This window comes from Huintestinicola butyrica (assembly GCF_025567215.1).
Lineage (GTDB): Bacteria > Bacillota > Clostridia > Oscillospirales > Ruminococcaceae > Huintestinicola > Huintestinicola butyrica.
The window spans coordinates 1-22,157 of the sequence record NZ_JAOQKB010000020.1 but is presented as its reverse complement, the minus strand read 5'-3'; the positions used below and the strand labels follow the sequence as shown (position 1 = coordinate 22,157).

Annotated in this window: 16 protein-coding genes; 6 read left to right on the top strand and 10 right to left on the bottom strand. The window is 45.1% G+C overall.

All coding sequences use genetic code 11. The annotated features are described in order from the left end of the window. Positions 1-543: 543 nt before the first annotated feature. A complete protein-coding gene (locus OCV68_RS14120) occupies positions 544-1,635 on the bottom strand; it encodes an SGNH/GDSL hydrolase family protein (protein ID WP_262573621.1) in 1,092 nt (363 codons plus the stop codon). 346 nt (positions 1,636-1,981) lie between these two features. Between OCV68_RS14120 and OCV68_RS14115 the strand changes: the two genes are divergently transcribed. Further along, positions 1,982-2,509: a DUF1003 domain-containing protein gene (locus OCV68_RS14115; RefSeq protein ID WP_022475479.1), complete on the top strand. Its 528-nt coding sequence runs from the start codon at positions 1,982-1,984 to the stop codon at positions 2,507-2,509. An 85-nt stretch (positions 2,510-2,594) separates the two neighbouring features. Here the strand turns inward: OCV68_RS14115 and OCV68_RS14110 are convergent, their stop codons facing one another. Then, the gene (locus OCV68_RS14110) at positions 2,595-2,804 is read right to left on the bottom strand and encodes a hypothetical protein (RefSeq protein WP_262573619.1); all 210 of its coding nucleotides are present in this window, start codon (positions 2,802-2,804) and stop codon (positions 2,595-2,597) included. A gap of 178 nt (positions 2,805-2,982) precedes the next feature. Here OCV68_RS14110 and OCV68_RS14105 point away from each other — a divergent pair, with 178 nt between their 5' ends. After that, entirely contained in the window at positions 2,983-3,486 is a 504-nt protein-coding gene (locus OCV68_RS14105) for a hypothetical protein (protein ID WP_147623095.1), read from the top strand. A gap of 204 nt (positions 3,487-3,690) precedes the next feature. Here the strand turns inward: OCV68_RS14105 and OCV68_RS14100 are convergent, their stop codons facing one another. Then, on the bottom strand, positions 3,691-5,328 hold the full coding sequence (locus tag OCV68_RS14100) for an endo-1,4-beta-xylanase (protein WP_262573617.1): 1,638 nt from the start codon (positions 5,326-5,328) through the stop codon (positions 3,691-3,693). A 247-nt stretch (positions 5,329-5,575) separates the two neighbouring features. Between OCV68_RS14100 and OCV68_RS14095 the strand changes: the two genes are divergently transcribed. From OCV68_RS14095 to OCV68_RS14085, 3 genes are all read left to right on the top strand, one after another. Beyond that, positions 5,576-7,111, top strand: coding sequence for a carboxylesterase/lipase family protein (locus OCV68_RS14095; protein ID WP_262573616.1), 1,536 nt, complete (start codon positions 5,576-5,578; stop codon positions 7,109-7,111). Then, on the top strand, positions 7,108-8,508 hold the full coding sequence (locus tag OCV68_RS14090; RefSeq protein ID WP_262573615.1) for a family 43 glycosylhydrolase: 1,401 nt from the start codon (positions 7,108-7,110) through the stop codon (positions 8,506-8,508). Before OCV68_RS14095 ends, OCV68_RS14090 begins: the two co-directional genes overlap by 4 nt. Positions 8,509-8,904: 396 nt before the next feature. Beyond that, positions 8,905-10,245, top strand: coding sequence for a family 43 glycosylhydrolase (locus OCV68_RS14085; RefSeq protein WP_262573614.1), 1,341 nt, complete (start codon positions 8,905-8,907; stop codon positions 10,243-10,245). A gap of 78 nt (positions 10,246-10,323) precedes the next feature. On the opposite strand, the gene OCV68_RS14080 is transcribed toward OCV68_RS14085, so the two are convergent. Beyond that, the gene (locus OCV68_RS14080; protein WP_262573613.1) at positions 10,324-11,805 is read right to left on the bottom strand and encodes a glycoside hydrolase family 43 protein; all 1,482 of its coding nucleotides are present in this window, start codon (positions 11,803-11,805) and stop codon (positions 10,324-10,326) included. A 374-nt stretch (positions 11,806-12,179) separates the two neighbouring features. Next, positions 12,180-13,649 carry an ABC transporter substrate-binding protein gene (locus tag OCV68_RS14075; RefSeq protein WP_262573611.1) on the bottom strand — a complete coding sequence of 490 codons (1,470 nt, stop codon included), beginning with the start codon at positions 13,647-13,649 and terminating at the stop codon, positions 12,180-12,182. A 510-nt stretch (positions 13,650-14,159) separates the two neighbouring features. Here OCV68_RS14075 and OCV68_RS14070 point away from each other — a divergent pair. After that, positions 14,160-14,369, top strand: coding sequence for a hypothetical protein (locus OCV68_RS14070; RefSeq protein ID WP_262573608.1), 210 nt, complete (start codon positions 14,160-14,162; stop codon positions 14,367-14,369). Between the two features lie 46 nt (positions 14,370-14,415). Here OCV68_RS14070 and fsa read toward each other — a convergent pair whose 3' ends face one another. The 5 genes from fsa to xylB all read right to left on the bottom strand — a co-directional run. Next, a complete protein-coding gene (gene fsa / locus OCV68_RS14065) occupies positions 14,416-15,063 on the bottom strand; it encodes a fructose-6-phosphate aldolase (protein WP_262573607.1) in 648 nt (215 codons plus the stop codon). A gap of 128 nt (positions 15,064-15,191) precedes the next feature. After that, a complete protein-coding gene (locus tag OCV68_RS14060; protein ID WP_262573604.1) occupies positions 15,192-17,159 on the bottom strand; it encodes an alpha-glucuronidase family glycosyl hydrolase in 1,968 nt (655 codons plus the stop codon). 5 nt (positions 17,160-17,164) lie between these two features. Continuing rightward, positions 17,165-18,391: an endo-1,4-beta-xylanase gene (locus OCV68_RS14055; RefSeq protein WP_262573601.1), complete on the bottom strand. Its 1,227-nt coding sequence runs from the start codon at positions 18,389-18,391 to the stop codon at positions 17,165-17,167. Between the two features lie 13 nt (positions 18,392-18,404). After that, complete coding sequence (locus tag OCV68_RS14050) at positions 18,405-21,017, bottom strand: alpha/beta fold hydrolase (RefSeq protein WP_262573598.1); 2,613 nt, start codon at positions 21,015-21,017, stop codon at positions 18,405-18,407. Positions 21,018-21,022: 5 nt separating this feature from the next. Then, positions 21,023-22,157 (bottom strand): xylulokinase (xylB, locus tag OCV68_RS14045; RefSeq protein ID WP_262573596.1); only part of this gene is annotated, 1,135 nt, incomplete at its 5' end.

The following is a 22,157-nucleotide window of genomic DNA, read 5'->3' as shown; positions in this document are numbered from 1 at the left end:
AAAAGCGGGCTTAGTGGGGGTGAGAGGGTAGGGAAGAGGAGTGCAGAGGAGAAACCGTAGGAGAGAGGGGGGAATGCCCGCTTTTGTTGGTTTTTGGTTTCCTCCCTCTCTCCTTAGGTGTCTCCTTTGCATGGTACGGACTTTATAAAAATAAAAAGTTGATTTGTCCGTACCTGCGCCTATCGGCGGAAACCAAAATCGTCGTTCCTGACGGAACGGCTCTTGGTTTCAAGCCGCCTGCATGAAAAAGTTTTTGATTTGTTTGAAATAAAATGTTCGTTTAATTTGGTTCTGAATTTACGGTGCAGGCGGCTTTAGAATTTGTATGTCAGTTGGCTATACTTTATTTGCTTTTACCGTTCGCAAACGGATTTCGCCCTCTGCGGAGGACGACAAGGAGGCTCCGCCCCCTTGACTCCCGCAAGCCTTTCGGGAAAAAGGCTTGACCTAAACCCTTTACCTTTGTGCTTATTTGTGCTGATTTTCTTGATATCCACACATACCAAAAAGAGCTGCCACAATGTGTGAACAGCTCTTTCTCTATTACATTCCCATTTTCTCAAAAATGCCGTTTATCTTTTCCGAAAGAAGTATCGCCATTTTTGTATGTGTATTCTCCGAGGGGTGCCAATCGGCGCCGATGCCGTCTGCTTCCTGCTGGACGGGGAGACGTACAAACTCGATATTATCATCAAGCTCGCTCTTGAAACGCTCTATCTGCGCTTCCTCCGTTTCCGCAAGAGGGTCGTCCATTACGCCGTATGCGCAGACGATATATGCGTTCGGATTATGCTCACGCAGCATCTTTATGAACGCATAATACTTCTCGCCGAACTGCTCCACTCTTTCGGGTATCTTCTTTGTCCATGACTGGTCGTTTGTGCCCATATTGAACACTATGACCTGCGGAACATACTTTGAAAAATCCCACTTTGTATGATTTTCGTGGCCCTCACGTCCCAGAGTGTTTTCCAGTCCGCTGTCGGTGTAGGGGTAAATATCGGTTATAAGCCAGTTGTCAAGGGGCTTTTCCGCCTTTTCATCTACCCAGCTGGAAAGCACGCCCATTCCGCTCCATGAAACATACTGGAACTCGGACTTGCAGAGCTGAGCGGTCTTATAGGCATAGCCCTTGATGGGGTTCTCGGTCTCGGTGGAAAAAACGTCCTTGTTCCACACGCCGTCGATTCCGTATCCGCAGGTTATTGAGTCGCCCACAAATTCTATCCTGCGCTGATACTGAGGCTTGGGGGGAGGGAGAAGCTTGCCGTCTATGCGTATCTCTGCCACGCCCATTTTGGAAAATGCCGCTTCGGACACTTTCATCAGGCGGATCGTGACGGTCTCCTCCTTATCGGAAGAATAAAGCTCATATGCTGCCCTTTTGCTGTCAAGCTTGAAGCGCTTTGCGGGCTGAGCCGAACCGTTGATGCACACCACAGCCCACGCCCTGAAAATATCCTCGGAGGGTGTAAGGTCGCTTATTATCTCTGCCTCGGCATATGTACCCGTAAATGTGAACTCCACATATGTGCAGGTGTAGTCCATGTATCTGATATCGTTTTCAAGCATAGTTCTGCCGCCTATCCGCACATTATCCTCTGTGCAGATGAAGCTGTGTAATTTCTTTTCCATCATAAACCTCCGAGATTTTTTTGAGCCGCTATGGTTGATTATAGCATAGCGGGAAGGGATTGTCAATAAGCTGAGAACCTGTCTTCATAAGAAATGTGTGCGGATTTTCGAGCATAATTTTGTTGCAGAGTAGGCAAAAATCCGCAGGCGGGCTTTCGCCCGGCAAGGATTTTTAACGCAGTCTGCGGCAAAATTTGCCGAAAAGACGTGCGCATATGCTTGTGAAGACGGGTTCTGAGATGTCATCATCAATTTCGGATTGACTTTTGATACAAAAATATGGTATAGTGGGTATAACAAGCTCAATTATAATTAAAAGCGATATCAAATAATAGGAGTAACCAAAATGAAGGAAAATCGAAAGCTGCTTAAAGAAGTTCTTGAAGATATCCGTCATGACATGACGGACGAGGAAGTCCTTAATATGCTGGCTGACAGCAAAATTTCGGTAAGTCCTCAGAATGAAAAGGAAAAATCCACACTCGGACAGCGAGCCGCCGATACCATTGCGCAATTTGCGGGAAGCTGGGCATTCATCTTTTCGTTTACAGGCGTGCTTATTTTGTGGATGATAGTTAATGCGGTTCTTGCCGCAAAGGCATTTGACCCATACCCATTCATACTGCTGAACCTGGTTCTGTCCTGCGTTGCCGCCATTCAGGCTCCGCTTATTATGATGAGCCAGAACCGCCAGGAGGAAAAAGACCGCCGCAGGGCTGAGAATGACTACAAGGTCAATCTCAAGACGGAGATCATGATAGAGGACCTTTACGACAAAGTCAACGCCATTCTTGCAAAGCAGTCTGCGATGGAAAAGCAGCTGCGTGAGCTTGGTGAAAAAAATTCGGGTTCGTCCGAAAATAATGATAAATGATTATCCCCCCTGCAGAGCGGTCAATGCTATGCAGGGGGTAAGTGCTTGACCAAAAATTAAATTGCTCATCTCATTTCGCAGCACTTCATTTTTTCGCCGCAAGAATATTTATTTCATCGGCAGCAGAGGAAGCGGAACTTCTGCCCTGCTTGGCTCTGTTCTCTTTGCGGAGAATTGCCCCTGCCGCCGTTATTGCTTTTTCATCAAGCAAACGTTCGCCCTTGGCGTTGGTTTTGAATTTCTTTGCAAGCTCCGGGTGTCGGCTCAACGTTTCATAAAATTTTGTTGGCTTCAACCCGTTCGCTTTGCAGTAGTCGGATATTGAAATGTATTGGCTGTTTTTTCGAATTGCGGTGTTTTCCTTTCTTGAAATTTATATTTGATTTCTGTAATCGAATGTGGTATAATGTTTTTAGCATTAGTTCGAGCATAACTGCTCGTCAAAGGATTTATTTATCAGAAGGAAAAACAATATGAAAGACGAATTTACAGATGCATTATTAAATAATGCAGATAAAATAATTCTGGAAGAATATGATTGGTATGCTCCTTTGATTGGAGATTGGGATTTTGATTATTATGATAATTTGGAAAGTCCACAGCCCCGTCATGTTATTGGTGAATGGATCTTCAGAAAAATTTTAGAGGGTTCAATCGTCCAGGATCTTTTTATCTGCCCTTCCAGAACAGAAAGAATTACAAACCCTCAGGAAGACGGAGAATATGGTGTAGCACTGCGTAAATTTAACTTTGACGAAAAATGCTACAACATGGTTTACAGCACCAAGGATTATATGATTCATGTAAACTGGAAAAAAGAATGTGATAAGCTTGTCGGAACAGTGCAGGAAGTACCTGACAATCAATTTATTTTTTCAGATATAACACCCGATTCCTTTAAGTGGACGAACATTCAAATCCAAAATAATGGAACTTCTAAAGAATTAAGCAGAATTTTTGCAAAGCGAAAGAAATAATCAATACAAAATAAGAACTTGTCTTCACAAGATAAATGTGGTATAATAAAAGAAGAATGAGATATACAAGTGATATGACGGAAAGTCAATGGGAAATAATAAAACCAATATTACAGGAAGCAAAATAATGTTGCAATAATACACAAAACGGACTGTTACAGCGTTTGCCGCAGCAGTCCGTTTTTTGATTCATGCTTTTTTGAATTATGAGCGGGGATCTGTTGCACCTTCGATCATTCCGTCAAATGCAGGCTTTTTGGAAAGATCTGCATTGAACAGAAGGGGGAATTCTCCCGCTCTCCATGAAAGCGCATCGGTAAGACCCCACAGAGTTACGCTTGTAATGGGAACGCCCTCTTTTTTAAGCTCAACAAGTCTCTGCATAAAATCTCTGTAATAATCTCCCTGAGTCTTTTCCCAGTCGCCGTTTTTCTGTGTTCCCACATCAAGCTCGGTTATGTGTATCTCAACACCCAGCTCCTCATGGTATTTTTTCAGAGCGATCATGTAAAGTGCAGGACTGGTACCTGTATTGATATGAGTCTGCATACCCATTCCGTCAATGTTTCCTGCTTCTGCAATAGGTTTTAAGAATGCAAGGATATCCTTCTGTTTGCCTGCCATGTAGCTGTTGTAGTCGTTGTAGAAAAGCTTTGTTCCCTCGGGAGCATACTTGCGGGCAAATTCAAATGCCTTTGCGATATAATCATCGCCGATAGTTTCGTACCAAAGACTCTCTCTCATGCCGCCGTCGTCTGCTGCGGCTTCGTTAACCACGTCCCATGCGCTGATAAGTCCGGGGTAATTTTCGTTTGTCCACTCCATAACGCTCTTTATGTAGTTTTCCATGCGCTTTAGCATAAGCTCACGGTCTGCAAGCTCTCCGCCCACCTTATAGTCCTTGTAGAATATCCAGTTGGGTGTCTGAGAATGCCATACAAGTGTGTGACCTCTGACGGTCATTCCGTTATCCCTTGCAAAATCCAGCTCCGACTTGAAACGGTCGAAACGCAGTGCGGGGCATTCCATATATTTTTCGGGGTCGGAAACGTTTTTCTGATGATCGAATATCGCTTCGGGCTTCATGTTGTTTTCCATTGTTACGCTGTTGAACTGTGCCTTGACAAGCTCGCTGTATTCGGGCTTTTCAAGAATTGCGGGGGAAATTGCCACACCGATACGGAAGTAATCCGAATAGGCATCCTTTAAGGAAGGATATCCCGATGTGTCGGCAAAGGGAAGCTCGGCAGGAGTTGCAAGATATGTATATTCACCCTTGACCGTTACGGAAAAATCATCGGCATAAATATCGTCAAGATTATCGCTTTCGATATAAACGAGAATGCTTTCCGCACTGTCAGGAATGATAAAGCTGCCGTTCCCCGAGGAATATGTGCTGTCATTGGTATTTACAGTGAAAACTCCGTTATAGCAGGTGTTTCCCATGACTGTGTACTGTACCGATACCCTTACCGAGGGATTGGAGCTTTTAAATGAGCCTGACACCTCAATTTCATTGCCCCTGAAAAGCTCTGCGGGATACTCGGCACCGTTCCACGCTTCCTGTCTGCCGCTGATGAGCATTGCCTTTCCGTCGGAGGCTGTTGTATCATCTACCAAAGCTACAGAGGCACTTCCACGTCCTCTTGCGGCAGTCATATCTTTTGTAAAATCCTCTTTGATCTTGGGAGCGTTGTTTCCGCTTTCAGCTTCTGTCACTGCCAATGTGGTTTCGGCAGCGGTTGAGGCAACGGTTTCGGCACCTTCACTTTTCACTTCATTACCGCAGGCTGAAAGCATCAGCATACAGAGCAGTGCCGCTGTTGTTTTTTTTAAGTTCATAGCATCATCTCCGTAATTTTTTGATACGATCATCATATCCTTTAAAAAAAATTATAGCACAAAAAAACAACTGCCGCAATTCGATTATTGCTTTTTTAACTATCAAAAATTGTGATGTATCACTTATTGTTATTCTCAAATCGCAAAAAATGAACATTAACGCTAAGCATATCGCACATTTTTTCTTGAAAACTCAAGATAAATATGGTAATATATTTGCAATAATTCATTTTCGGAGATGATACTTATGATAAGAATTGCGGAAACAGAGAATGGAACGGTCAGGGGACTTCCCGCCGCCGACCCCAGAGTTTCGGCGTTTAAGGGTATCCCCTTTGCTGCGCCGCCCATAGGAGAAAACCGCTGGCGTGCTCCTCAGCCATGCAAAAATTGGAAGGGTATCCTTGACGCTTTTACCTTTGCTCCGATTTCTATGCAGGACGTCCCCGGACTTGGTACGGATATTTACTGCCGTGAATGGCACGTTGACCCCGACATTCCCATGAGCGAGGACTGTCTTTACCTTAATGTATGGACGAATGCAAAGAGCACCGATGAAAGACTGCCTGTTCTTGTGTGGTTCTTCGGCGGCGGTTATCAGTGGGGTTATACCTCGGAAATGGAGTTTGACGGTGAACGTCTCGCAAGACAGGGTGTTGTTGTAGTCACCGTTAACTATCGTCTCGGTGCGTTAGGTTTTCTTGCTCACCCCGATATTACTGCAGCTCAGCCCGATGCTCCCTGCAATTTCGGCAGCCTTGACCAGCAGGCAGGCGTTCGCTGGGTTAAAAGAAACATCTCTTCATTCGGCGGCGATCCTGACAATATCACTATTGCGGGTCAGTCTGCAGGAGGCGGAAGTGTTCTTGCTCAGATGGCTTGCAGAGATAATGAGGGAGCTTTCAACAAAGCCGTTGTACTTAGCGGAATGTTCCGCAGTCCTTATGAGACAAATCCTTTTTTTGTTCCGCTCCCTCTTGAAAAGGCAGAGAAGCTTGGGGAGGAGTTTTTCAGCTTTATGGGTGTTTCCTCACTTGAAGAGGCAAGAAAGCTTGATGCTTCTTTTGTAAGAAGTAAATATTCCGAGTTCAGAGGCGTGAGAAATGTTATGTTCTGCATTGTACAGGACGACAAATTCTGCAAGGGCGATGCTATGAAAGCCTTTTATTCGGGCGATCGTGTGAGAGTTCCCGTTATGGCAGGAAATACGGGAGATGAATTTATTGAGGGGATCAAGGCTGATGATACTGATGAGCTGAGAAATAAAGCGATAAAATATTTCGGTGATAATGCAGAGAAATTCCTCGGATTTGACGAAGCGGTGAAAAAATCATGGTGCGGTTATGCAGCTGTCAGTCACCCCGAGATCGGTGTGAAATCCGCCTTTATCTGCGAAAACAGACTGAACGAACCCCGAGACTGCTATTATTACCGTTTTATACCCGATATTCCCGGGGACGATAACCCGGGTACATTCCATTCGGTTGATCTGTGGTTTTTCTTTGACACTATTGCAAAATGCACCAGACCATATACAGGCAGACATTACGACCTTGCAAGGCAGATGAGCAGCTATTGGATAAACTTTATCAAAACGGGCGACCCCAACGGCAAGGACAGGAACGGTGAGGCACTTCCAAAATGGGATAAATACACCGAGGATAACAGGGCTGAAATGCTGTTTACATCTGAGGGTGCAAAGTCCGCTGCTGCCGAAAGCGAGTTTGTTTCATTCCTGACAAACGCAACTGTTATGAGAGAAATGGGAGGAAAAATAAAATGAGTAAAACACCTGCATTCAACCCCTATCTACCGAGCTGGGAATACATTCCCGACGGCGAGCCTTATGTTTTCGGGGACAGAGTTTATGTTTACGGCTCTCACGATTTTTTTAACGGATATGTTTTTTGCATGGGTGACTATATGTGCTGGTCTGCGCCTGTTGATGATTTGGGTGACTGGCGTTGTGAGGGCGTTATTTACGGCAGATGCGATGACCCTATGAACAAGGACGGAAAGATGTGCCTTTATGCCCCCGATGTTACCGTGGGACCTGACGGACGATACTATCTCTACTATGTTCTTGACAAGGTGCAGGTCATGTCTGTTGCTGTATGCGACACTCCTGCGGGAAAATATGAGTTTTACGGATATGTTCATTATCCCGACGGAACAAGGCTTGGGGAACGTGAGGGAGACGAGCCGCAGTTTGACCCCGGGGTTATCACAGAAGGAGAAAACACTTATCTTTACAGCGGATTCTGCGGTAAGGGAGATAAGGGCAGAACAGGTTCAAGAGCTGTGGTACTTGACAAGGATATGCTCACTGTTAAGTCCGAGCCTGTAACAGTTATACCCGGTTGTGAATACAGCAGCGGTACAGGTTTTGAAGGACACGCCTTTTTTGAGGCTTCATCTATCCGAAAGGTGGGGGAAAAATATTGTCTGATCTACTCCTCCGAGGTCATGCACGAGCTTTGCTATGCCTTAAGCGACAGTCCGCTTGAAGGCTTTGAGTACGGCGGAGTGCTTATCAGCAACACCGATCTGCACATTGACAGCTACAAGCCCGCCAAGCTGCCTATGGCAATGGGGGCAAACAATCACGGCAGCATTGTCATGATAAATGATAATTGGTACATTTTCTATCACCGTCACACTAACGGCACATGGTACAGCAGACAGGGCTGTGCGGAAAGGCTGGAGCTTAATGACGACGGCTCATTTACTCAGGCGGAAATGACCTCCTGCGGACTTAACGGCGGTCCTCTTGAAGGTAAGGGCGAATATCCCGCATACCTTGCCTGCAATCTTTTCACTCCGAAGCACTCCTTATATCTGGGTGAGGAGGGTGCTCCGAAGATCATGCAGGACGGCAGAGACGGTGACGAGGAAACAGGTTATATCGGCAATATCACCGACGGCACTACTGCGGGATTCAAATATTTCGATTGTCATAATGTCAGCAGGGTATCCGTTACCACAAGAGGATATGCTCAGGGCATATACGAAGTGAGAACCAAATGGGACGGCGATAGCCTCGGTGAGATAAAAGTGGAATTCAGCAATGTCTGGGAAACATACAGCTCGGACATTAGTCTCCCCGACGGTGTTAATTCGGTTTACCTCACCTTCAAGGGCAGCGGCAATTCAATGCTCAGATCGTTTACACTTGAATGATGTAAAAAACTCCCCCTCCGCCAACAAAGACGGAGGGGGAGTTTTTTTTACTCACTTATACTAAACACCAATTAAAAACTATACAAAAAATTGAGCATAATCTTGCGTATATGGATTATGCGATGATTTTTTGTCTATAGTTTTATTTAGTATTACAGGTCATCTTTAAGTGATCTATTCGGTACTACCGCAAAAAAATATATACATTGCACAATTTTTAATTGGCACTATCAGGTTCTTTGAGCTATAATATAATTACAGTAAATCTTATTAAAAAGCTATCTTCATTTTTTTCTCCTATAAAAATTATCCTCCCGGGCATGGCTTGGGGGGGATAGTTTTTTATGAAAATAGCAGTCAGAAATCGGCAAAATATATGGGAAAGGGCGAAAATTTATGAATCCATATCTTCCAAAATGGGAATACATTCCCGACGGCGAACCGAGAGTTTTCGGTGACAGAATCTATATTTACGGCTCTCATGACTCTGCAGGTGCAGACGAGTTCTGCGATTATGTTTTAAAATGCTGGAGCGCACCTGTTTCCGACCCTACAAAGTGGGTATGTCACGGAGATATCTTCCACACCCGTTCCGACAGAGATCACCCTTCCGACATTGACTGGGGAACGGAGCAGTCCAGACTTTTTGCCCCCGATGTTGTTTGCGGAAAGGACGGAAAATACTATCTTTACGCTTATATCGCAAATTCAAAGGGCTGCGTTGCCGTAAGTGACAGACCCGAAGGTCCTTTTACTCTTGTGTCAAAGTATAAATATACCATACCCGATGAAATTTGCTGCGGCGGTATTTTTATTGACCCGGGTGTGCTTGTGGACGATGACGGACGCACATATATTTACTGCGGATATCTTAAATCATTCCTTGCTGAGCTTAACAGCAACAATATGTACGAGGTTTTGGACAACACCTGCATAGAAGATTTTATCCCTAAGGAAACCACGGAAAAGGGCAATTTCAGCGAAGAGGATTCCCTTTTCTTTGAGGCTTGCTCACCCAGAAAAATTAACGGCACATATTATATGATATACTCCCCCAAGCATTGCAGCAGGCTTGCGTATGCGACCTCCGACAGTCCCACAGGACCTTTTACATACAAGGGATATATTATCGACAGCGGAGTGGATTACCCCGGCGGAAACGATCACGGTTCTGTTGCCTGCATAAACGGTCAGTGGTATGTTTTCTATCACAGAATGACAAACGGTACTATCATGTCAAGACGTGGCTGCGTTGAAAAGATCGAAATCCTTCCCGACGGTACTATCCCACCTGTTGAACCCACATCTCTGGGATTTGCAGACAGCCTTAACCCCTATGAGATCACTCCTGCGGATATTGCCTGCGTTCTTAAAGGAAGGTCCTTTATTACCGAAAAGAATCTGTTTGAACGGGTAATAATGAACATTCACGACGGTGATGTTATCGGCTACAAGTATTTTGATTTTGGTGAGGACTTTTCAAGCAAAACAATGGAATTTGCCGCTAAGATCAACGGAACAGGCTGTAACTGTCATATGCACATATTCGCCGACGATGAGGAGATCGGAGTCTGTGATATCGGTCAGGGCAGCGGTATCGTTAAAACGATCGTCAAAGCTGTTACGGGCAGACACGCTGTTTATTTTAAGATATCAACGGATTATCACGGCTGGACTGCTGATTATTTCAAGAACAGAAGCCTTTTCGAGATGATCGAATTTGTGTTTATGAAATGAACGTATCTGATTTTTAAAATAAAAATATACTTCCAAATTTTATGGAGCGTGAGAAAAAAATCACGCTCCATTTTTTGCTCATTTCATTACAAATTCCGAAAATTCGGCATATCCTCCCGCTGATTCGGTTGAATACATAAACAGTCCCGCTCTGCAGCCTGTAAAATGGTCAAGCTTAAAATATAATTTGTGCTTGCCGCCAAGCTGTTTTCTTTCACCGTTTTCAATATAGAAAAGCTCTGCCTCGTCCTTCATATTCTCAAAATCGGCGGATATTCCCACGGTGAGAAAATCGGCATCAAGGGGAATGCTTTCTGTTATTACAGTACCGTCCTCTCTCATAGAGTCCATTTCAATGAACTTTGCACCGTCCCGCACAGACGCTCCTATCCACGCATAGCAGCCCTGTAAAGCGCATATTCCCGCAGCGTCGCCGTTTTTCAGTCCCTTTGTGTTGATAGTTACGATCGCAGTGCAGCGAGGGTAAGTCATACGTTGAGTCAATGTGTTTTTCGCATGGAGAATATCACTGCACAGCCTTCCCGAGGTAATTCTGTAGCAGCCCTTCTGTGGGTTAAGAGAATAGTATTCCTTATCCGGCTGATGATTAAACTGCCAGCATGGAGAAAGCTTTTCCCCTTTAAAATCGTCGGAGGAGGTCAGCGGGGCATAGCAATATCCCGCTTTGGCGGTTGGTATCTCAAAGCTTTCGGGTATTTTACCATTTTCTCCGAAGATCGGTCGGTCATTATCCCATGAAACAGGTATGAGAACGGGTATCCTGCCCACTGCCCCTCTGTCCTGAAAGAGAATGGCATACCATTTACCGTCGGGGGTATCGACAATACCACCCTGGGCAACTCCCTGACCGCAGTAACCCATAGTATCCTCAAGGCAGTCTCCCCCTGTAAATTCCCCTTCAAGGCTGTCTGATGAAAAGCAAGCCTCACAGCGCAGCCATCTGTCGGGGCGGGAATGAATAAAGAAAACGTAATATCTTCCGTTTATCTTGTAAATGTGAGAGCCTTCGTATCCGAGCACTTTATTGTCCTTGTCAAATACTATTCTTCTGTGCAAGCCATTCTTTTTCGGAGCGGATAGGTCATCACTCAGCTCTGTGAGCCATATCTCCCTGTTTCCGTAAACAATATAGACCCGTCCGTCATCATCAAAGAGAAGTGAGCAGTCATGATAAAACCCCTCAATGGTGCTTTTTTCCCATTTGCCGTAAATATCCTCTGTGGTGTAAAGATATGTTTTGTGAGTGTCATTGCAGGAGAAGCAGACATAATATTTTCCGTTATTGTATCTTATACAAGCTGCCCACATTCCCTGACCGTAAATATTTCCCTCCTCCAGTCTCTGAGCGGGAGTATTATCAAGGGTATCGCAGACATATACGGCGTGTTCCCAGTTTACAAGATCATAGGAACGGAGAATTTCACAGCAAGGGAAGAAATGCATTGTAGTAGAGACCATATAGTATGTATCGCCCACCCTTATAACATCGGGGTCGGGATAATCGAGAGATATGATCGGATTTATTTTTTCATTTTTCAAAACGATTCACCTTCCGTATATCGTTTAAAACCTGTCTTCACAAGAAATGTGTGCGGATTTTCGAGCATAATTTTGTCTAAGACAAGGCAAAAATCCGCAGGCGGGCTTGCCGCCCGGCAAGGATTTTTAATACTAAGAACCAATTAAAAACTATACAAAAAATCGAGCATAATCTTGCGTATATGGATTATGCGACGATTTTTTGTCTATAGTTTTATTGGTGATTAGTATAACGCAGTCTAAGGCAAAATTTGCCGAAAAGACGTGCGCATACGCTTGTGAAGACAGGTTCTTATATAATAACTTGCCGCAAAGACTTTTATCTGCAAGGCTTTGCGGCAATTCACATTATTATTTTATTTTTGATTCAGAGCTTATTCGTTCTGAGCCTTTTCGAGTCCATCAACAACCTCTGCAACGAGAACATCAAGGGCACCGGAAAGCTCTTCTCTTGTGGTAGCCCACTCAACACCGTGGAGAGCTGCGTTAAGACCAACGCTCTTGTTTGCATTGGATGTGGTGAGGCTTTCGATCTCAGTTGACATACCGCCTGCAAGGTCAACAACAGGGTACTGACGAGCAAGGTCGTTTATCTCATAAAGATGATCGATAACATCCTGAGGCCACTTGAATTCTTCACGGCACTGCTTATCGTTAACTTCTCTTGCGCCCTCATCAACAGCAGCAGCAAGTCCGCACTCAACATAAAGAGCAACACCGAGAGGATTCTGAGCACCCTTTGTCATACAGAAGCCGTCAAGTACAGCTGCCTGCCAGGGATGTTCTGCATCAGCAGAATTGGGAACGGGAGCCATACCGAGATTCTCGGCAGGGATATTTGTGGGCCAGAATTCGGGAGGATTTCTGACAGCCCATGAACCTGTGATATAGAACAGTTCTCTGCCTTCACCCATGAACTGGGGCTGCTCATTCCAATCGTAAAGACTCTTGTCCATAACAAGACCCTTGTTATAAAGATTAAGCATATTGTTCATTGCACGTTCGATCTTTTCACTGTTCATATTAACGATAATATTTCCGTCCTCAGCTTCAATGAAAGCCTCTCCGCCGGAACGGTAGAGAGCAAGCTCAGACCACCAGCCGTCAAGACCTACATTCTTATCGGGATCACTTTCAATAAATGTCTGGAGCATATCAGAGAATGTATCCCAGTTCCACTTGCCTTCCTCGTAAAGCTCCCAGGGATCGTCAAAGCCGTATTCATCAATGGTCTGCTTGTTGTAAAGAACAACAGCATCTGCGGAAACGCTGGAGATAAGAGCATAGTGCCTTCCGTTGAAGTTGTACTTATCCATAGCTACCGCAACATCAGACCAAAGCTCGCTGTCAAGATCAATGTAATCATCAACAGGCTGGAACATTCCGCTGATTACGCCCTTAGGAAGAGATTCTTCGTCACGGGGGAAGAAGTCAACGCCTGAGCCGCCCAGAACGAGGGTGCTGAGATCGGAGTAACGAGTTTCCCATGTGGTGGGGATCCACTCGACCTTTCCGCCGTACTTTTCCTGGAACATACCGAGCTGTACGGGAACAGATACGCCTTCAGCGGGGTTGATATCCCAGTGGCTGAGGAACTTGATAGTCTTGTTTTCAAGCTCTTCGTCACGGAGAAGTGCGGTTGCACCGCTGACTGCCTCTGCGTCCTCACTTGCCATGGTAACAGTAGTGGTTGCGGCTGTGGTGGTAGCATCTGTAGCCTGTGTAGCTGAAGCGTCATTGCTGCCCGGTGCAGTAGTAGCTGTATCTCCGCCGCCGCAGGCTGTAAGACCCAGAGCGAACGTAAGTGCGGATATTCCTGCTACTGTCCTTTTAAAGTTTTTCATAAAAATACCTCCATATTATAAATTTGTTAAATTTGCTAAATTAGGTTATTCCTGATTTTTAACGACTTCGATCATTCCGTCAAATGCAGGCTTTCTGCAAATGTTTCCTGCGGATCAGCCTGAGAAGCTGCGCAGCCTGAAAGAATAAGTGCAGAGAGGAAATCCATTTACCTCGGGAGCTTCAAAATGTATTATTGCATTGATTTCACTTCAATTGATTTAGCACTTTTATTCACTTGTCATAAAAAATATAATTTATTCTTATAATATTATAGCACATTTTTCACGAATTGACTAATCAATTATTGTTTTATAGCTCGTCAAAAATTGCTCTTTTATCGTAATTGAAAAAGAATAATACTGAGCACCAATTAAAAACTATACAAAAAGCCGAGCATAATCTTGCGTATATGGATTATGCGATGATTTTTTGTCTATAGTTTTATTGGTGATTAGTATAAGGTATGTAGATGTTCACCCATTGAGCGTGAATCTGATGATCCACGCTCAATGGGTGAGCTTTTCATGTGCTGCACTGATGAGCTTACTGATATTAGTTTAGTACAGGCTTTTAATCTTCTAATGGAGTTATTCATAAGTACAGCTAATGAAGTTTTAACTATTTCCGAACAGGAGATAAACGATTTTGTTGAAAAATTCCTTGCTTCTATTCCGGAAATTTTTAAAATGACTTTAAGGCCCCATAATCCGGGTACTTAAAGTCATTTTTGGTGCATTTACAAGAGAAGCATAATTGTATTACGCTTTATTTAGATTTAGCCCCTTCCCAGTCCTTGAGGAAGCGTTCAATACCGTTGTCGGTCATTGGGTGCTTTATCATCTGTCGGATAACATTAGCCGGAACTGTTGCAATATCACAGCCAAGTCCTGCACAAGCGGTAACGTGGATGGGATTTCTTATTGATGCAGCAATAATTTTGGTATCGATACACTGAGCGCTGAACATCTGAACGATCTCCTCAATGAGCTTCAGACCCTCCATACCAATATCATCAAGTCTGCCAAGGAAGGGAGATACATAGGTAGCACCTGCGTTCGCGGCAAGTATAGCCTGTGCAGCGGAAAAAATCAGGGTGACGTTAGTCTTTATTCCCTTTGCGGTAAGCATTTTGCAGGCTTTAAGGCCCTCCTCGCACATTGGAAGCTTGATAACGATGTTCTTATGTATTGCGGCAAGCGGAAGTGCCTCCTCAACCATTTTATCAGCCTCAAGAGAGATAACCTCGGCAGAAATAGGACCGTCAACTATAGTGGTTATCTCCTTTACTACCTCCTCAAAAACACGGCCTTCCTTTGCAATAAGTGAGGGATTTGTGGTAACGCCGCAGATAACACCAAGGTCATTTGCCCAGCGGATATCATCAACATTTGCAGTGTCAATAAAAAGCTTCATAATATCATATCCTTTCATATATTACCTATTTGTTTCGTGAAGGAACTTTTATTAATAATATTATAAGCTTTTCATATTATTTTTTCCTGCCGATTATTGTGCTTTTTTTTCTATATTTTGTGCAAATATCAACTGTAAATTTTTCTGCTGTGAATATCATCTATTCCCGATTTTCGATAGAAATATGTGTTTATTACATCTCGCCACTGCCTGCTGTTTTGAAGCTGTTTTTCAAATCGGCTCTCCGCTTCTCGGTAAATATCCTCGGGCAGCTTCTCTTTAAGGGACTTCCATTTCAGAAGAAGCTCCTCAGCCTTTTGTGCGCCGTCAAAATGGCTGTCATAGATATGCTGTATCAGAGTCTTTCCGCTTTTAAGCATATAGGTATAAGGAAGATGATGGAAAAACAAGAGCAATTCCACGGGACAGGTGTCAGGGTTTTCATACATCTCTTCATTATGTGGAGCATATTGTGCTGTATATCCCGTTCCCGTGGCTTTTGTCCTGTCTGTGCCCATACCGTTTCTGTCGGAGTAATGATAGGTTCCCCAAGGGGAATACTCGTACCCGTCAACGTCCACCCCGTAATGATAATGAGGAGTAACCATCCAGCCCACCCCCAATGGCGAGGTGTAGCTTTCGTAAATGTCCCTTGATGACAAAAGCATTCGGCATATGATATCAGCCGTTTCGTTATCGGTGGTGACCGCCGCCCTTACCCATTCTTCCGCTATTTGCTCAGCCGAAAGTTCGGGGTCAAAGATCAGTCTGCCGTAGCCGTATAGATTAGCCCCTGCAAGAGGATTCCCTGTCCAGCAAAGATCGCTGCCCACATTTGAAACTCCTGCCGCTCCCAGAACATTTTTGCTAACAAGCGAACCTTCACCGCCATGATATGTATCAAAATCGAGACATTCCTTCCACATAGGAACAAGGTAACAAAGGTCTATCTGCTGTCCTGTGTATTCCTGAGCTATCTGAAATTCGCACAGACAGTTTGTATGGGGCATTGCCCCGAAAAGTGGCGAGACCGCTTCACGGATCTGAAAATCCATTGGTCCGTTTTTGATCTGGATATAAGCATTGTCAGAGAATTTTCCGTCCAGTGGCTTAAAACAGTCATAAGCCGCCTTTGCCCTGTCTGAAGATCTGTCTCTCCAGTCAACATGGCAGTTATACACAAAGCACCGCCATATCACCTTTCCGCCATAGGGCTTTAAGGCAGCCGCAAGCATATTTGCACCCTCAGCGTGATCTCTGCCGTAGGAATGGGGTCCGGGACGGTTTTCCGAATCGGCTTTCACAAGAAATCCTCCGAAATCGGGAATGTGGCTGTAAATATTTTCCGCACTGCATTTCCACCAGCTTATTACCCTTTCATCTAACGGGTCGGCTGTGGACAGTCCGCCAATTTCCATCGGAGCGGCAAAATTCACGCTGAGATACAGCTTTATGCCGTAATCGGCGAAAGCGTCTGCGATCTTTGCAATATCCGGAAGGAATTTCTCTGTGATAAAATATGTCTCGTTCTTATGCACATTAACATTATTAATGCATATGGAATTTATCCCCACAGAGGAAAGAAGTCTTGCATAATCGGTCAGCCTTTTCATATCCGAAACAGGTCTGCCGTTTTCATAAAAAAAGGAAGTTCCCGAATAACCTCTTTCCACCGTACCGTCGGCATTGTCCCACTGATCTATCATTCTAAGGGGGAAAAAGGGCTTTTCGGTAAGGTTAAGGCTTTCGGGCAAATATCCCGCAGAGGCGAGTATAAGAAACCTGAAAACGCCGTAAAGAACGCCGTTTTCGTTGCCTCCCTCAACGGTGATATTGTCATCTGAAACGGTTATTTTGTAGCCGCCTTCACCGAGGCTTTCATTTTCCCGAAGGATAAAGCACCCTCCCGAAAAAGGCTCGGATATCCTTTCGGAAGTTTTTCCCGTAAGCCGTTTGTATGCCCTTTCAAGCTCCTTTGCGGCAGAGCTTATTTCCCTGCCGCATGAGAGTACGCATATCCTTGAAAGAAATTTTTCCGCCCATTGCATCGAACTGTCCTTGCCGTAAGCAAGCCAGCAGTCATAAAGCATATCCATAGCATTTACCTCTCAGATAACTGTAAGCCTTCCTCGATGTCATTGCCGTTGTTCATAAGGGTATATTTCCTTCCGTCAACTGTAACGGAATACTCTCCCTTGAAGCCGCAAAGCTCAAAACAGCCGTTATCATCGGTCACAGCCGAATACTCGGTAGACCATTCTTTTTTGATAAGACCCGTGAGCATTTCATAAGAGGGCTTGGGAGAACCGTCTCTTCTCAGAATACCGCTTGGAGCATTGAGCCAGCCGCCGTCGGTCAGGTCCCAGCCTGTGACCGCCTCCACAAGGGGGTGAGCAAATAAAATACGGTACATTTCCTCAAGCTGATTTTTCTGCTGCTCCTCGTATTCGGGCAGCGAATCCCAGCTTTCGGGCTGAAAATCGTTCAGGTCAACTATCTCGGGAGGCATAGGCTTTCCCGAAATAAGTGTGTTTTCCGTAAAATGGATAGGCAGACCGAAACGCTCAAAACGGCAAAGCACATTTTCAAGCTTTTCTGCGCCCCAATACCCTTGGTGCTGATGAGACTGAATGCCGATAGCGTCAATGGGAACTCCTGCTTCGAGACATTCCTCAATTACATGAGCATATGCCTCGGAGGTGTTAAAATCGTTTATAAGAAGGACAGCGTGGGGGTCGGCAGCCTTTGCCGCAGCAAATACGGATTTGATAAGGGGTATTCTTCCGTAATGTCTGCAAAGTCTTGTAACAGCATTGTCATACCTGTCAAAATCGGGCATAATAACAGTTTCGTTGATAACGTCCCAAAGTCCTACCTTACCCTTGAAAGCACTCACCTCACGAGTAATTCGGTCAAGCTGCTTCTGCATAATTTCCTCATCGCTGTACTTTAATAGCCAGTCAGCGCAGACAGTATGCCAGCAAAGAGGGTGTCCCTTTACCTTTGCTCCGTCCTTAACAATACGGTCAACGCATTTCATCATTCTGTCCTGTCTTACATCACCCTCGGAAGGCTCGTACTGTCCCCAGTAAAAAGGAAGTGTGCCGTAATTGAAAAGTTTCTCCCACCGCTTTGCACGGGGAGCAAAAAGCTCCTTCTTCTCGTCTGTATCGGCATCTGTGTAAGCCAAAACATCAAATGCACCACAACCGAATAAAAACTTGTGGTTTTCAAGCTTAACAATTACCTGCCTGCCCGAAGCAGGCTTTCCGTCAACATCAGTAATTATGATATTTTTTCTTGCCTTGCGGTGTTCATAGTTATTCATTTTTAATACCTCCTTACAGAAGAATTATCTTATTTAAAAATTCCGATATATCATTAATTTCCTTTTTTCGTGCCTTTTCGGAAAAGCCGTGACCTTCACCCTCATACAGGATAAGCTCAGCGTTTTTTAAGGCTTTGACTGCCTTCTTTGCGTAGCCAACATTTACCACGCTGTCCGAAGTGCCGTGCATAATAAGAACGGGGGCGGTGTATTCTCCGAGCTTTTCAAAAACATCATATCGGGGAACACCGTCATAATATTTTTTTGAAATGGTAAATCCCATAAATTCAAAGGGTTTGGTCATTTTTGAAGGATTCCTTCCCAGCCACTGATCGGGAATACAGAACGCAGGATACAAAAGAACCAGACCCGAAATATCCTTCCTCTTTGCCCCTGTGAGAGCCGAAACAAAGCCGCCCTGACTTTCACCGTACAAAAAGAGCTTTTCGGGGAATACGTTGTTCTTTATATAATCGATCACAACTTCCAGATCGGATATTTCCGTGGAGACGCTCATATCAATTCCGCTGCCAATGCTTTTTGAACCAAATCCCCCGCCGCAGAAATCAAAGGCATATGCCCTGAAACCTCTTTCGGCAAGAGCTGCGGCAATATCGGAGGTGCTTTCAAGATTCTGATTGTAGCCGTGGCTCAGAATAACGGCACATTTATTATCCTGATGCAGGGGATAATATTCACGGACAAAGATACCGCTTCCGATAAAGTACTCTTTCCATAATGTTTTCTGAATTACGGGCAGCCTGAACGGAGTTACGGGAAGCCCCGTACTGCTGAAAAGATCGGGCTTGACAGGGTCGTTTTCCCAGGCATATCTGAGTAAAACAGGAGCATTCTCACTCTTATAACGAAGCTCTAAGCCATTATCCGTAAGCCTTGCTGAGGGACGGAGAATTTCTCCCTCTAAAGTAATAAGCTCAAAATGCTTCGGCGGGTCGTTTACCATTCTGACAGCCTTGGTATCTGTAAATGACAGCAGTATCCTGCCGTCCTCAATAAGCTCTGCACTGAGGGGGAAAATGTCCTCGGGAACAAGGTTATCCTTATATATGAGCCGCTCTGCGCAGAGTGCAAGCCTTCGTCCCACATCACGCTTATTGATAGGGTGAAGATCGTTTGATTCCCCTATGTCTATTGTCACTGCCATAGCAGTTTCGGGAATATCAAGACATTTTAGCTGCTGCTCTCTTACCTGTGCCCATGACAGCGGTACAACGCACCGAACAGGGTCATCAAAATTGCAGAGCTGTGTAAAAATCACGGGAATTTCATAGCCGCAGCGTTCCCTGTACATATTCACAAATGCTTTGAACAGCTCATAATATCTTTCGGGAGCACTGTCATTGGATTCGCCCTGATACCATATCAGTCCCTTGAATTTTATGCCGAAAGCGGGAGCGGTAAGTGAGCCATACATTGAAAGCGGCAGTCCTTGAAAGAATACATCGGGAGAAATATATTCACCCCTTGCAGCCACAGCGTATTCCCATTCACCCGAAAGATCAATGAGCTTATCTCCAAGCTTCAGACAGTATTTTTTACCCTCAACGAATCCTCCCCTGCCCTGTCTTACTTCAAGACGGATATGCAGGGTATTTTCACCTCTACGCAGTACTCCCTCGGGAACGGGATAAATTCTCGGCGGATACATATAGCCTGTTGAACCAACCGCCCCCCCGTTAACAAACACCTCGTCAGCATCTATCATTGCACCGAGAACAAGCACCGCACCTGAAATATCCATATCATCGGAAATTACAAAGTTTTTTCTGAACCATATCCTACCGCAGAAATTTGAAAGCATGGGGTCATCTCTGAAATAGAAAGGAATACGGCATTTTGTAAATTCGGGAGGAGAAGTAAAAATATTCCCCGAAACACTGTCCTTTTTTTCAAGCTCTGCACACCATTTTGCGTACTTTGCCCTGTCAGCCTCAGCCGTATTTTTTTCATAACCCTGAACAGTGCAGCGGGCAAGGAACTCCTCATAGCCTCCCAGCTCCATAAGCATTCCGTATGGCATTCTCGCTTCAACGGGAGAACCTCCCGCAGAGGTGTTCACAAGTCCGATGGGAACATCGAGCTTTTCCGAAAGCTTTTCGGAAAAATAATATCCTGCCGCACTCATATTCAGAATGTCATTTCCAAGGGCGTATTTCCACTCGCCGCCCTGAAAATCGTCATATTCCTCGTCTTTTCCGAAGCAGCACACAACGGGCACACGAAATTCTCTTATAAACCTGCTGCCTTTGGGAATTTTGGGGTCTAATGGGTCAATGGTACGAAAAATTGGCAGCTCCATATTTGACTGACCGCTTATGTGATAAAGCTCACCAAAAAGAACATCGGAAAATACTATCTTCTCGCCGCCGCAGGAAAAAGTCAATGTGTAGCTTTCAAATGAAGGCGGATATGGGGGAATAATTATTTCATATTCCCCGTTTTCATTTGAAACGGCAGATAATACCCTTTCAACGCCGCTGCTCCCTGAAACAGTAAGTGTTATCTTTTCATCGGAAGGTGACTTTCCGTGAACACAGTTCTCTGTTGCACTTTGAAGTATCATATGATCTCCAAAGAACCGCATTACTGTAAATTTTTCGCTCATACCTCTCACATCTCCGCAAGCTCTTTCATCTGCTCCTTTACAGCCGGATAAACCTTGTCATACAGTCTGAAAAACTTCTCATAAACAGGAACATTTTCGGTGATTGGCTCCTGTACCTTGTCAACGCCGCAGATCTGCTCGCAAGCCTCGGGAACGGACGCATAAATGCCTGCCGCTACCATGGCAAGGATAGCAACGCCCAGTGCAGGGCCTTCCTTAGATGCAGATGTCTTTACGGGGCAGCCGTAAAGGTCAGCAAGCATCTGTCTCCACAGAGGTGAGCTTCCGCCGCCTCCGCACGCCATCATATCGGAAACGTTGATATTCATTTCACGGCATATCTCCATGCAGTCACGGAGAGAATATGCAACACCCTCCATTACTGCTCTGAGCATATCCTTCTTTGTGTGCATTGCGGAAAGTCCGAAGAACATTCCTCTTGCATCGGGGTCAAGGTGAGGGGTTCTCTCGCCCATAAGGTAAGGGAGATAAAGCAGTCTGTTTGCACCGATGGGAACAGTGTCAGCTTCCTTGTCCATGAGGTAGTACTCGTCCACGCCCATGTACTTTGCGGTCTCCTTTTCAGCATTGCAGAAGTTGTCTCTGAACCATTTCAGAGAAAGTCCTGCGCCCTGAGTTACGCCCATGATGTGCCATGCTCCGGGAACTGCTGCACAGCAGGTGTGAACACGTCCCTTGGGGTCAATAGAAACCTGTGAAGTGTGGGCAAAGACTACTCCGCTTGTGCCGATAGTTGTGAAAGCCTTGCCGTCGGTAACAACGCCTGTTCCAACAGCCGCAGCAGCATTGTCTCCTGCACCGCCTGCAACAATAGTTCCTGCCTTGAGACCTGTAAGCTCGGCAGCTTTTTCGGTTATCTTTCCCGTTACCTCGCAGGACTCATATACCTTTGCCAGCATGGACATATCAATACCCAGCTTGTCGCAGATCTCCTTGCTCCAGCAGCGGTGCGGAACATCAAGAAGCTGCATTCCCGATGCGTCGGAGACCTCGGTAGCATACTCGCCTGTAAGCATGAATCTTATGTAATCCTTGGGGAGAAGGATATGGCGGCACTTTGCATAGTTCTCAGGCTCATTGTTCTTTACCCAGAGGATCTTTGCGGCAGTCCAGCCTGTG